General features: G+C 43.8%; 14 protein-coding genes. 8 read left to right on the top strand and 6 right to left on the bottom strand.

All coding sequences use genetic code 11. From position 1 onward, the window contains the following. The first annotated feature begins 12 nt into the window (after positions 1 to 12). The 8 genes from Bovatus_RS05010 (at position 13) to Bovatus_RS04970 (ending at position 6,051) form a co-directional block, all read left to right on the top strand. A complete protein-coding gene (locus tag Bovatus_RS05010; RefSeq protein WP_004295664.1) occupies positions 13 to 1,197 on the top strand; it encodes a toprim domain-containing protein in 1,185 nt (394 codons plus the stop codon). A 5-nt stretch (positions 1,198 to 1,202) separates the two neighbouring features. Continuing rightward, positions 1,203 to 1,952, top strand: coding sequence for a hypothetical protein (locus Bovatus_RS05005; RefSeq protein ID WP_004295665.1), 750 nt, complete (start codon positions 1,203 to 1,205; stop codon positions 1,950 to 1,952). A 44-nt stretch (positions 1,953 to 1,996) separates the two neighbouring features. After that, positions 1,997 to 2,542, top strand: coding sequence for a topoisomerase C-terminal repeat-containing protein (locus Bovatus_RS05000; RefSeq protein WP_004295666.1), 546 nt, complete (start codon positions 1,997 to 1,999; stop codon positions 2,540 to 2,542). Beyond that, positions 2,539 to 3,084: a hypothetical protein gene (locus Bovatus_RS04995; RefSeq protein ID WP_004295667.1), complete on the top strand. Its 546-nt coding sequence runs from the start codon at positions 2,539 to 2,541 to the stop codon at positions 3,082 to 3,084. The genes Bovatus_RS05000 and Bovatus_RS04995 overlap by 4 nt, the downstream gene beginning before the upstream one ends. A gap of 412 nt (positions 3,085 to 3,496) precedes the next feature. Beyond that, positions 3,497 to 3,814 carry a hypothetical protein gene (locus Bovatus_RS04985; protein WP_004295670.1) on the top strand — a complete coding sequence of 106 codons (318 nt, stop codon included), beginning with the start codon at positions 3,497 to 3,499 and terminating at the stop codon, positions 3,812 to 3,814. Between the two features lie 19 nt (positions 3,815 to 3,833). Beyond that, complete coding sequence (locus tag Bovatus_RS04980; RefSeq protein WP_004295671.1) at positions 3,834 to 4,322, top strand: hypothetical protein; 489 nt, start codon at positions 3,834 to 3,836, stop codon at positions 4,320 to 4,322. 28 nt (positions 4,323 to 4,350) lie between these two features. Beyond that, positions 4,351 to 4,773, top strand: coding sequence for a PcfK-like family protein (locus Bovatus_RS04975; protein WP_004295672.1), 423 nt, complete (start codon positions 4,351 to 4,353; stop codon positions 4,771 to 4,773). 3 nt (positions 4,774 to 4,776) lie between these two features. Then, entirely contained in the window at positions 4,777 to 6,051 is a 1,275-nt protein-coding gene (locus Bovatus_RS04970) for a PcfJ domain-containing protein (RefSeq protein WP_004295673.1), read from the top strand. Between the two features lie 131 nt (positions 6,052 to 6,182). Here Bovatus_RS04970 and Bovatus_RS04965 read toward each other — a convergent pair whose 3' ends face one another. From Bovatus_RS04965 to Bovatus_RS04940, 6 genes are read right to left on the bottom strand one after another with little or no spacing between them, the layout of a single operon-like run. Next, positions 6,183 to 6,599: a YolD-like family protein gene (locus Bovatus_RS04965; protein WP_004295674.1), complete on the bottom strand. Its 417-nt coding sequence runs from the start codon at positions 6,597 to 6,599 to the stop codon at positions 6,183 to 6,185. Next, entirely contained in the window at positions 6,592 to 8,070 is a 1,479-nt protein-coding gene (locus tag Bovatus_RS04960; protein ID WP_004295675.1) for a Y-family DNA polymerase, read from the bottom strand. The genes Bovatus_RS04965 and Bovatus_RS04960 overlap by 8 nt, the downstream gene beginning before the upstream one ends. Before the next feature lie 16 nt (positions 8,071 to 8,086). Continuing rightward, positions 8,087 to 9,568, bottom strand: coding sequence for an exodeoxyribonuclease VII large subunit (locus Bovatus_RS04955; protein WP_004295676.1), 1,482 nt, complete (start codon positions 9,566 to 9,568; stop codon positions 8,087 to 8,089). Next, positions 9,565 to 10,119, bottom strand: a complete 555-nt coding sequence (locus Bovatus_RS04950) for a hypothetical protein (RefSeq protein ID WP_004295677.1) — start codon at positions 10,117 to 10,119, stop codon at positions 9,565 to 9,567. Before Bovatus_RS04950 ends, Bovatus_RS04955 begins: the two co-directional genes overlap by 4 nt. After that, positions 10,116 to 10,838, bottom strand: a complete 723-nt coding sequence (locus Bovatus_RS04945; RefSeq protein WP_004295678.1) for a uracil-DNA glycosylase family protein — start codon at positions 10,836 to 10,838, stop codon at positions 10,116 to 10,118. The genes Bovatus_RS04950 and Bovatus_RS04945 overlap by 4 nt, the downstream gene beginning before the upstream one ends. Beyond that, positions 10,835 to 13,408 carry a phosphoribosyltransferase gene (locus Bovatus_RS04940; RefSeq protein ID WP_004295679.1) on the bottom strand — a complete coding sequence of 858 codons (2,574 nt, stop codon included), beginning with the start codon at positions 13,406 to 13,408 and terminating at the stop codon, positions 10,835 to 10,837. The genes Bovatus_RS04945 and Bovatus_RS04940 overlap by 4 nt, the downstream gene beginning before the upstream one ends. Positions 13,409 to 13,410: the final 2 nt, after the last annotated feature.

Below are 13,410 nucleotides of genomic sequence, written 5' to 3'. Positions count from 1 at the left end.
AACGACCGGCTTATGGCAGACTACAAGGTAAACTTCAAGGACTTGAAAGCACGGGTGGGTGTCGATGACATCGCCTACGCGCTGGGCTACCGGCTTGACCGCAAGGCCGGTGTCGGACGCTACATAGAGCTGGTGCTCGGGGAGAACGGCAACCGGCGTGACACCATCATTGTCAGCCATCCCAACGACAAGGCGGCACAGACCTTTTTCCGCCGGGACGGTTCAAAGGGTGATGTGGTCACGCTGATACGGGAAAACCTGAGCGCTTTCACTGTATCGGGCAAGGACGAGTGGCAGAAGATTGCCAAGGTCATGGCACGGTTTGCCAACATGCCCGAACCCGAATACCGGGAAGACCGCGAATATGTGAAGTCGGTCAAAGCCACCGCGTTTTTCGATGCCTCACGGTACGAAGTAAAACCGATAGACACGGAAAGGATTCCACGGCTTTTCTCCGAACGGGGGCTTTCAGACGGAACGGTCAAGGCACTTGCCCCGTTCCTTTCCCTGATACGTGACCGACAGAACGGGAAGTTTGACGGTTACAACATCGGCTTTCCTTACACCAACGGCCACAGCAACGTGCCGCAAGGCTACGAGATACGTGGATATGGCGGTTACAAGTCAAAGGCGGCAGGTACGGACTCCTCTTCATCGGCGTGGGTGGCCGACCTGTCCGGCGGCAATCCTTATATCGTAAAAAGCGTGTTCTTCTGCGAGTCCGCATTTGACGCGATGGCTTTCTATCAGGTGAACCGGGCACAATTAGGAACGGACATTGCCCTTGTGTCGCTTGGAGGAACCTTCTCGGACAGACAGATAACCGGTGTGATGGAACGGTTTCCCGATGCGCGTGCATACGACTGCTTCGACAATGACCTTGCCGGACGCATCTACGGGCTGCGCATGATGGCGTTGCTGGAAGGCATCCCGATGAAAATCAATAAGAGAGACAATATCCTGTCAGTGGAAGCCAAAGGAAAGACTTTTGAGCTGAACCCTGAACGTCCGTTGACCGTACAGGTCAACGAGCACCTTTCCATCCGTCACAAGATGGGGCAATGGCTGCCGCCCAAGGCGTTCAAGGACTGGAATGACTGTCTGCTGAACAAGCCGATGGCACCGGTTATCTCTCCACATAAGGAGGAACGTGAGGAAAACTTGGCCGGGCGCAGAAGTGCCGGTCTTAAAATCTAAGGAATATGGAATCAATCTTCATCAAAAAGCGACTGGCGGCTTTTGCCGTCCTGTTGGGATTGGGCGCAGGGGGCGTTCCCGTCTTCGCCCAACAGACTGACCCGGCCCTGACCGCAGCGGTTGTGGCACAGACAGCGGAACTGAAAAGCATCCACAAGAAGCGGAGGAAACTCCAGGAGCGTATCATAGCCGCAGAAGCCGCCGTAACGGTGGCCCTCGACCGTGTCCACAGCGTCGAGGACAAAATGCTGGAATACCTGTCGAACGCGCAGGGAGCGATGCAGAACCTGTACCAAATCAAACGGGCAGGGGAACTGGTGACAACGGAAATCCCCAAGAACTGCAGCCTGCTGACAAAATCGGTCGGCGGAAACCTCAAAGGGACGGCCATTGCCGCCATCGTGTCGGATGAGCTGACGGACGCGGCCACACAGATGGCTGCCCTCTATCCGTTCATGAAACAGCTGGTCACTTCGGGCAGCTATAACGTCACAGGCTCTGACGGGAAAAACGAGAAGCACAAGGTGAACCTGCTGAACTCTTCGGAACGCTACTACATCGCCAACGAGGTGGTCACAAGACTGGAGGCCATCAACACAGACCTCTTCATCTTGGCGTGGCAGGTGCGCACGCTGTCGTGGAACGACCTCTGGTTCTCCCTCGACCCGGAAGGCTGGGCCAACGTGATGTCGGGCAAGAACATCATCGGCGGCATCGTGGCGGAATGGAACCAAGGCTACCTGCTCAAATGGTAAGGGAATAAGGAATACGAACATCGTAACAACAAATAAATAAGAAAATGGAAACAGAAAAGAAAATCATAGGCCGCTGCCCCTTGTGCGGCGGCAGTGTAGTGAAGACCTGCAAGGGCTACCGCTGTGAGCATAACATCGGCGACAATCCGTCCTGCGTGCTCAACATCAACGGCATCATCGGCAACCGCAAGATGGGTGACGGGGAAGTGGCGGAGCTGCTGGAGAAACGCCGTATCCTGCTGGACGGCTTTGCCACCAAGGAAGGCAAGACCTTCCCGACCGTACTTGAACTGGCGGATGACGGTGCGGTAAATATGCGACCGGTCATCGGCAAGTGCCCCCACTGCGGCGGAGACATCCGTGTGGGAAGCCGGGCGTTCAACTGCTCCAACTACGGCAATCAAGAGAAACCTTGCTCTTTTGCCATCTGGCGTAACATCGGCGGCCACCAGATCACGCTTGCCGAGGCTACGGATATCTGCGAGAAGGGCATCACCGCCTCCGAACTGGAAATGTACCGGGATGACGGCTCCATCTACCGCAAACGGCTGGGGCTTGCGCCTGACAAACTTCAAATCGTGAAGGTATGAGACAGGGTTCACTGATTATCTTTATTTTGGTTTCTGCCGTTCTGTTCTGGGGCGGCGTGGTTTGTTTCGTCAGTTGTTCCGGCAAGCCGGAGAACCGGGCGGTGGAAGTGGCGGAGAAGGCATTGATGGCTTCGGTCGATAACCCTAAATCCGTCAAAATACTTGCTATCAGCAAGGCGGATTCCGTGTTCGGCAGGGACTATGTGACCATGGATGAGAAAATGGCTCTTTCAATGGCGATGATGAAAATCAACGAGAAAGTGATGAAGGAAACGAACGGCTTCGAGAATTTCAACCCCGATGACAAGGCGATGTCCGACCTGATGGAGCGGCAGATGGCTGTGATGTCGGCGTTGAGAGGACTTATTGTCTATGAAGGGAATCCCCATGGCCATGCGAGACAGCCCTTCAACGGCTGGAAGGTCAAGATAGAGTTCGAGGCCAAGGATTCGGGCGGCAAGCCCTACCGCTCTGAATACTGGTTCATACTCGACAAGGAAGCCCTTTGTGTGGTGAAATCCTTTGAGGTGCCGTTGATGTAGGCACAAATCCTTTTCTCCGGATTGCATCATAAAATACTTTTGTCCCGGCATCTTATTATCAGGTAAGGTGTCGGTTTTTTTGTGACGGCCTTTCTTTTGATACTGATTCCATGAAGTCCCGGTGTGCCAACATCGGGGCTTTCTTTTTCCACACCATACCTGCATCACGCTCCCTGCGGATTTTCCGATACAAAGAAACGGAGGGCAGTGCCGACGGCAAACGGCGTTTCACTTGGCTGCACGGAAAGCGGCCGGCAGCCTTTCGCAATTTGTGCCAAATTGGGTATTCCGTCCTCTTTCCGTCGGCCACGTTTGCCTTATGGCACTTACGCCCTCCGTGAGGCAGGTATCGTAAACATCCCGGAAGCGAGAAGCCGAAAAGCTTCAAACAAAAGGGAAAAAATTAAGAACTATGGCTATCATACTTAAAGACAGGAACGAAAAGGTAACGCTCAATGGCAGTGTGTATGAACTTACGCTGCTATGGAACAGAGAGGACATCCGCAGGTGCTGCTTCGGTATGCCACCCGAATATGCCCACATCCGCAAGGACGGCAGGAACTTCGCCACCATTGACTGCTATTCTTCATTGAAAGGTTTTAGGGTTGATGAGTTCCATCGGGTTTTCGTCAAGCCGGAATGGAAGGTGCTTTTTGGCGACAAGGACATCAACACCATACCCTTTATGGATATACTCCAATCACTGCCGTTGCAGGACAGCAATTTATGAACCATCAAATATCAGGACTATGCACAGCATCATTTATCAAATCAGCAACCAACCGATAAGCAAGGAAGAACATATCGGAGTTGACCACATCGAAGCAGGGGACATGACTTCCCTTGATTATGCTTATGAGAGTAGCGAAGAGGAACGCAAAGAGAACATCCGCTGCCTTGTGGAGCACATATTGCCAAAAGAGATGTTTTCCCTTAACGAGGACGGAGAAACGATTGTATACCAAAGCGGTTTTGCGGAATGGCGAAAAAGCTATCTTGACACCATCCATACAAGGATGGCAGACATCAACGAGGAGAACATCATGAAATGGGTCGGTCCGGCTTACCAACTACAGAAAGCCATCCTCAATCCGCTTTGCACCGATGCGCTCTTTGTAACGGACTTCTCTAACGGGTACGGACTGGCGGAACGGTCGAGGGAACTGATGACCATCATAGGCAATCTTGAAATCGGGGACAAACTCTATGTTGGGGCGGTTTTCGGGTATCATTTCTAACATACGGACACATATAATCAGAACGGATATGAAAGGAACAGAACAATTCAAGGAGATTATCAAGAACTATCTTGACAACAGGGCAAAAGAGGATGAACTCTTCCGTGCCAAGTATGAAACCACAGAACGAACCATTGACGATGTGGTCACTTATATACTGAATGAGGTGAAGCAGTCGGGATGTTGCGGTTTCTCCGACATGGAGGTATTTTCAATGGCGGTACATGCTATTGATGAGCTTACACTGGAAATCGGAAAGCCTGTTAACTGTGATGTGGTGGTGAACCGTCATATAGACCTGACCGAGGAGGAAAAGGCGGAGCAAAAGGCACTCGCCCTCAAACGCTACCAAGAGGAGGAGCTGCGCAAGTTGCAAGTGCGCCACTCCAAGCCAAGGACAAGCAAGCCGCAAGAGACGAAACAACCCCAACCCTCACTTTTTGATTTTTAAGCCATGAAACCGAGAACGAAATTTGAAAAAACGGTGGCAGCCTCCAACGAGAGGCTGGCCGCCATCAGCTCAAAAGCGGTTGATTGGGCTATACGGAACGTCGTGAAACATATTTCTTTCCGCACATCGGGGCATAAATGCACGTGTGGCGATTGTGGAGGGGAGTTTGACTATAAGGGAAAAGGAAAGTCTGCACGTTGCCCCCACTGTGGACACCGTTTGCAGACGGTTGATACGTTGGCACGCAAGAATAAAGAGGCATGCTACTTTTCCACCCTTGAAGCGGTGGACGGTATGCAAGTGCAGCGTGTGTTCCTGCTGACTGTCAACTACAGGAAAGGCAAGCCAATGGAAGCCTTTTGTAACGAGGTGTGCCGTCTGTGGCTTGACAGCAAAGGAAAGACTGCCGTCACTTCATTGGCAAGGACTTTGGGTTATTACAAGGACAGCTTCAGTTGGGCTTCATCCATCGAACTGAGGAGCATGACAGATGTTCATTGGGTTATCTCCAATACATACGTCTATCCTTATTATTCCGTCATACCTAAGCTAAGACGCAACGGTATGAAGGGCAGACTTCCCGATACCCATCCCATGCGTTTGGCGAATGCCTTGCTTTCCGACCATCGTATAGAGACGATGATGAAAGCCAAGGACTTACAAGCCGTAGCGTATTTTATCAGCCATCCTCACGACCTTGACAGGTTTTGGCAGTCCTACAAGGTAGCTGCAAGACACCATTATCAACCGGAGGATTATGATATGTGGTGTGACACCATCCGGCTGCTTGACAGATGCGGACGGGACATCCATAACACAAAGTACATCTGCCCCAAAGACCTCAAAGCCGAGCATGACCGTTGGTTGAGCAAGATGAACCTCATGGAGGAGAAGCGCAGGAACAAGGAACGGATGGAGAGAGCCAAAAGACACGAGGCGGACTTCTATAAGAACAAGTCTTGCTTCTTCGGCATCGTCATCCGTGACAATGACATTGAAATTTCTGTGCTTGACTCCTTGGAGGCATACAAGGCGGAGAGCGAAAAGATGAAGCACTGCGTGTTCCAATGCGAGTATTATGCAAAGACTGATACCGTTATTCTGTCGGCTCACGACCGACAAGGCAACCGTATCGAAACCGTAGAGTTCTCACTCACAAAAGGAAAAGTGGTGCAAAGCCGTGGCGTGTGCAACTCCAATACGGAATTCCATGACAGGATTATCAAGCTGGTCAATGACAATGCCCACCGCTTCTTGGAGGCGAAGGTTACAGCATAAGTTCCTGATATGTGTTCTGAACTCCGACTTGCGCCGTGAGGCGTGGGTCGGAGTATTGTAGACCTTTACTCAAAATTCGAGTTGCTGTCGCAACTGTAAAGATGATGAATGGCTGTTCGGTATCAAAGGTTTTAATCTTTGTCAAAGACTTCTCCTGAAATAGATACGATGTCATCTATCCGTAGGATGTCTCCATTCTCCAGTTTAATAGTTCGCTCATATTCGTTGAAAGATTTTATAATGCCGGTAACGGTTTCGTATTTTCCGCCACTCTTTTTATTATCTGGAATAAAATAGATGAAGGTATAGCTGTCCCTTTCCGTGATATTTTCAAGTGCTTGGTTAAGGCATTGCGACAGTTCTTCCATTTCGTCAGAAGAAAGCATAGTTCTTGCGTCTGTCAATCTTGTCGCCTCTGATATGGCATCATCATAGCCGACGAGAGCCGCAAAGGGAGCGAACTGAGCGGCACGGTTTTCCATCGGCATAGGTCTCCTGTTTTTGGAAACATGGTGAGGCAGGTTTATTATATCTTCATATCTACTCATGGTGTCCTCCTATCTGCTGGTTGCGTTCCTTTTGTGTAGCCCCTTCTGAATAGTTCAGGCCTGTAAGAATAGAGTTCTTACCGAATTTCTTTTTTATTTGGATTACTGCCTCCTGACGGCGACGCTCCTTAGCCAGTCTTTCTTTCTCAGCTTTCTCTCGTTCCATCTTTTCATAATCAGGAAACAGGTCAAGCTGCACAACATTATTTACAGGCTTCACTTCCACTTCACTGACAAGGTGGTTTATTGACAAGGTTAGTCTTCGCACCAATAAATCCGGATTAATGATACGGTCAAATAGCTCTCCTATTTTCTCCATGAGAATCTTTCCCGAAGAGGTCGGATGTTCTATATTGGTAGTGCCGTGCGCATGAACCGGAATTTTCCGGCCATAATGGTCTGTGGTAGTATTGCCTTCATATATGCCGTTGGATAATGATTCTATGTCATAGCCTACGGTGAGGACTATCTGGTCTGTCAACAGTTTCTTATCCACAAGTTCAAGAGAAACGGAATGTGCCATTTCAAGCACTACGATACGGGCTTTCTCGACTGTATAGGCTGACTGGAGAACCTGCCCACTGCTCATAGAACGTGTATCAGGGCGATAGGCTCTTACCAAATCCATTGTCACAGGTTCCCATCCCCATGCGTGGTCAATAAGCAGTTCTGCATTAACTCCGAACAATTTGTACAGGAAATCTTCATGTTCCAACGAGCAACGGGCTATATCTCCCATAGTTATAATACCATATTGAGTGAGACGATTTGCTATTCCACGGCCTACACGCCAGAAGTCTGTCAGTGGAGTATGCTCCCAAAGCTGCCGACGATAAGACATCTCATCAAGTTCCGCTATGCGCACTCCATCCTTATCAGGCTGCATCTTTTTAGCTACAATATCCATGGCTATCTTACACAGATACATATTTGTTCCAATGCCGGCAGTAGCAGTAATACCCGTTTTAGCCAGCACCTCACGAATCATCTTCATGGCCAGTTCATGAGCCGTCATCTTATATGTGGAAAGATAGGGTGTTGCATCAATAAACACCTCGTCGATGGAATAGACATGCACATCTTCTGGATCAACATAGCGCATATACACCTCGTAAATACGTGTACTGTATTTGATGTAGTGAGCCATACGGGGCTTGGCCACAATATAGTCTAAGGCAAGGTCATTGTTTGAATCAAGCTTACATTTTGAATAGGATTTTCCCTGATGCCCACGTTGTCGGTTTACCTCACGAACCTTCTGTACCACTTCAAACAACCGTGGTCTGCCGCCTAAACCGTACTGCTTCAAGGCAGGGGAAACAGCCAGGCAAATCGTCTTCTCCGTCCGTGTCGGGTCAGCAACGACAAGGCAGGTATCAAGCGGGTCCAATCCTCGTTCCACACATTCCACAGAAGCATAGAATGATTTCAAGTCTATGGCGATATATTGTTTTAGAATCTCTGAATCCATACTAAAAGTATAACCTTTATAGAACCAACATACATAGTAATATAAGAATTGCAGATATAGCTATCCACATCCATATATTTGTGCCTTTCTTTGATTTAAGCTCGGACATAGAATGTTCGAGTTCTTTTGCTTGCTCTTTTGCGTGATTAAGCTCTTTCAAAGTTTCTGCATTTTGCATGGTAGCCTTTTCCAAACTTTTTTGTAACAGAGTATTCGCATCTTGCATCTTAGTCAGATTCTTGCCTAAGTCTTCCTGCTGTTTTTGATGAATTATTTGAAGCTTTTTCTGGCTCTCATTGAGAGTTTTTAGCTGTTCTTGTAGACTCTGGTTCTGCTTTTGCGCAGCCTCAATTTGTTCTATATGTTTTTTATTTGCTATCTGCTGTTCTTCATCTGCTTTCTTTTGATTCTCTGTCAGGACACGAAGTTTATCTTGCAGTTCTTTGTTTAGTTTATTAGCGGCTTCTACTTGCTCGTTATGCTTCTTTGTTGCTATTTCTTGTGCCTCAGTTGCTTTCTTTTGATTTTCAGTAAGCACACGCAATTTCTCCTGCAATTCTTTGTTCTGTTTATGCCCGGCATCAATCTGTTCTTTGAATTGTTTTTTTATCTGTTCTGTTAAAATTGCCCTTGAATGCGTTTTCTTTTCATTGGCACTTTCTACCATTTCTGAAAAATATTGTCTTAAGCCATTTGGTGTAGGAGCACATTTATCTACCAGTTGTTTGATAAACAACTTTTCCTCCACATGGCCAATAGCTCCGATTATAGGTGTCTTTAGTTCTATAATTGCAGCCAATACTTTAAGGTCATCCAATTTCTCGATTCCTCCACCACCGCCTCTTACAATAGCAATTATATCATATTGTAATTTATCAACCTTTTTAAGCTGTGTCACTAACTCTGCTGAATTAGAGAAACTAACCCTGTATTCTTCAAAATCAATAGCAGTACGTGCAGCATTAATACCTGCCTCAAAATCACCCATAGTAATTGAAGTTTCAGCGAAAATTAGTGCTATCTTAGGACGTCGGTCTGATAATAGCAAATTTTCAATGATAGTATCGACATTCTTAAATCCTATTGATGACTTCTTCTGCCTTAATTCAGACTGTTTTATTTCATCCTCACTTATGGCTTGCTCTTTTACAATTTCAATGCGACTAACATTTAGTACAATTTGAATGAATCCTTTTGATGAGATATTTCGATTTAGTACGCCGCCTACACTTACGAGATTTCCGTTTTTCAAGTTCTCTCTCTGTTGTTGGGTTAGCCGTAGTGTGAGTTCTTCTTGACTATCTTCATCTCTTAAAGAGTCATAGCAATATGCCCAATTCCCTTGTTTTTGATTTGCCAGATAGATACCACGCAGATATACAATCTGAGCATTAACAGATTGTCTTGCTAAAACGGAATTGAATATACCAATAATTTCCGATGGCTTATAAATGTTCTGTGAAACAGAAGAGGACTCTTGTTTTATGATTTCATTCATATTATTCTACGTATGGCTTTGGATGATAAAAACAGACAGAAATTAATAGGTAGCATATTGTTACATGGTTCGTTATTCCCATTATTATTCCCCTTTGTTAGAATACCAACAACTTCGTTACCTATAATGGCTGGACCTCCACTACAACCTGCTTTAAGATGTGTGTTTGTTAATGCCCCAAAATAATTTTCTTGCTTATAACACTCTACAAAAGCATCACACTCAATTAAATCAAACCCAGACGTACTTGTTTTGAAACTTATACTCTTTAATTTCATTCCACTTTCAATAACGCCATTGTACAGTTTAAGTTCGCTTTTCACTTCTGGCATGGAGAATACTGCAAGGTCATATTTGGAGGCATCCTGTTCATTTACTTCATAAAACGAGGGCTGCGTAAGATAACGTTTCCTTTTTGATAAAAAAATAAAGGGATTTTCAGAATCCCTTATTACGTGCCCAGGAGTAATGAAATACCCATCAATTAGAAAACCACAACCATCTACGTAGTTGGTGTTTTGAATTGGTAATATGTATTGTAGTAAACTCATTTCAAATCATTAATTATATCTATTATCGCTTTTGAATGTAAGTTTTCGTTTTTCCCCTGTGGGTGTTCGGAACAAATCATAATTGTATTCTTAATTAAGTAAGCTGTAGATTTGTATTCTCCCCATGATTTACATTCAATGGCTTGATCGTAATTCTCATGATTTAGATATGATAGAAAATCCTGAACCCAGTTTTCACCTGTTAGGAATACAATTATCCTGGGGGAAAGTTGTTCAATCTCTATTTCCAATATTTTTAGACAAGTTTCTAATTGTGCGTAATACAGTTCGTTGTTTGGATTACCTCCATTGAATGGGGCGACCTTGCAGACATTACTCCATGCTATATAGCTTGACCAATCTTCTGGGTAATAATATTCAGAGACTCTTTTTATAACCCTCCAAAATGCAGACCGACGTGAATTGTAACCATTATTATTTCCCTCAGAGTTTTCTACCCACTGCATCTGGTCATCTCTATTAAAGATCCTATCAGCAGTATTCCCAAATAATACATCAATATCTTCTTCGTCAGTAATCCATCCATTTGTAGCTCTTCCTACAAACAGAATGCCGGCATGTTCACTCTCTGGAAAGTTACGTCCCCATTGCATACAGAAAAAAGCCTTGGAATATGAAAAACCTTTTACAGATTGTATAAGGCTCTCATATAAAGGATATAATCTCCTTCTTAATGTTTTTGCAAATTCTGCATTCATATGTTATCTATAGGTTGTGAGAATTCTCTTTCATGTCTTGTTTTTCCAATGGATAAACCTGCTATTACTTTTGCACCTGATCCTTCCAAAAGTCTCTTGAAATTTTCCATTGATCTTCCAGATGTAATTACATCGTCAAATAGTATAACATATTTATCCTTAAAATAATCCGAGTTTATACTAAATTGGGCTTGGGCAACTCCTCCCAAATGTTTAGCCTCACCTTCATTCAAAATGTAAACATAATCATAGCCATTTTTCATGCCGGTCAAAGAACAAAGATTTTCAGAAAAATCTTTGTATCTTCTTTCCGTTACAATTTTCTTGGATGACGGAATGCAAACAAGTGTTAGTTTAGAAGCTCTGCTTCCAAAAAACTTATTTATTACTCGCCTTAATAAAGGAAGAATTTCATTCATAGATCTTTTATGCCTGCTCTGGATTTCTAACTCAGATTGTGGCCTATTGGGATTTGCCTTAAAATCCCAGATTAAATTTCTTATATCCCATTCCCTTTCAGATGCGTCCCAGTCGCAAGTCGTAGGATAATAGTAATAGAGTGAAAAGCAATGAAGAGTAGAACGATTGGGTTGTGGCCACGAAGATACATAAGACTTTAAATTACTGATGTCCTGTTGCCGTTTGTATTCTTCCAAACGTATTCTTTCTTCTTCTAATTTTCTAAGTCTTTCAGCTTCTTCCGCTTTTCTTTTTTCCTCTTCAATGCGTTTCTTTTCTTCTTCCTCCCGCTTAATTCTTTCAGCTTCTTGTTTGGCTTTTTCTTTTATTTTCCTCTTTGTGGCATTTACAATTTCCTCTTTTTCAAAGCCTTTTAATAGAGAAATGTACACTATATCCGTATAACAGTCATAGCGACCTTTCTTTAAGCAATCTTTACGGCAGTTTCTTTTGAGGTTGATTAATGTCTGACAGTTTTCTTTCATTCGACTGACAGTAGAAATCAAATCAATAACGACATAACGAACTTGATCCTCAACAGAAATGGGCGATGGATTGATAAATCCATACGGAATACCTCTTATGTTGAGTTGTTCCATTAAATATTTAAAATGATAGTTTGCTACATCCTTTGTCAAAAGTTCGTCAATGGCAAATACTATTTTTATATTCTCATCTTTTTTATAAATCTCACTTAGTTTTCCTATAAAACCTAATAAATCATCATATACTCTTTGGATGAAATAACGCTGCTTTCTATAAAATTGAGGCAAATTTTCCTTATTGCTTTTGTAGGTAGGAAAATAACTTAAATCTACGCCATCAACCTCGCTATATCCCGAATTGAATAAATTCCATACCTTGTATGGTCCGCTTCCTTTTTCACCGTTTACTTTTAAAATTTCAAATGGTATCTCATAAATGTAGCACCCGTAATCTGAAAGTATTTTAGGCATAAGTTTTCTACATTCTGCAGCATATTCCTCTTGTGAATGTATCCATTTTTCATAGAAGGAGGCTTCATCGGCAGATTTTTCAAAAAGACAAATTTCGTCTTCACGCTCTACGATCTCATATATTGATAAATCAGCACTATTTTTTCCATCATCATATGTATAATATCTTTCAAGGGCTGGTAGTCCTTTGGGGTATTTCTTTTTTAGTTGATTATACTTTCTTTGTGCAACATCTAGTTTTTGTATTTCATCTATCTTATGAATAATTATTTCTTTGTCATTTCCATATGTGTTTTGACATTTGTATGCGGAAAGGCCAAACGGATATTGTTTTGCGATTTTAGCATACTCTTCATCTATGCATTTCAACGCATAAGCATCTAACTCGCTTAAATGGAGGCACAAATATTCTATATCACTTTGACTACGATGTGAAAATACCAAGAAACTTTCATGATATTTTTTTCGCCTTTCATTGGCTAAAACTTCATCTTCATATTGAATCCGTAAATCTTCCTTTCTTAGCTCAGCTTTAATACGATCTTCATCCATACGCAACTCGTTAATATGCAAATAAATTTTCTCGTATTCTTCTTTGTCTAGATTGTCTATTGAACGAGGTGCGGTTCTATTTATATGTTCTTGAGGAATGCACTTTTTTTGAAATTCTCTAAATCGAATTAAATCACTGGAATGAAAGGATTCCCATGCTATTTTCATTGGATTTATAAGAGGGTCGGATTTCTCTCCTTTTTTCAATCTTGCTTCATTCTCAAGGCGAATAGCATATTTGCTTTTCCTGTTACCAGGCAATGTTACAGAAACTCCGGGTATATCATTAAGCGAAAGTTTTTTTACTAACTCATAAAATGCGTGTGGATATAGAGAAGCGGCTTGGATAACATCTTGCCTACGCTTGTCATACGCCTTTTCTTCAGCAATTATTTTCTCAAAATCCAAAATTTCTTTTTTATGATTTACAACATACAATTTGTCATTATATGTTGGGCGGAGGTCAAAACAGCTAGAAAGAGTGCCTACAATCTGTTTGCCCCGCCATCTGCGAAATGCTTCAGAGTGGTTATTTACCAAATCATTGTATGTAGAAATAACCTCAGGATTAAGGAAGCCCAGGATACTATCAAATACACCCATAT

The sequence above is a fragment of the Bacteroides ovatus genome (assembly GCF_001314995.1).
GTDB classification, from domain to species: Bacteria; Bacteroidota; Bacteroidia; order Bacteroidales; family Bacteroidaceae; genus Bacteroides; species Bacteroides ovatus.
This window is presented reverse-complemented; position numbering and strand designations above follow the sequence as displayed.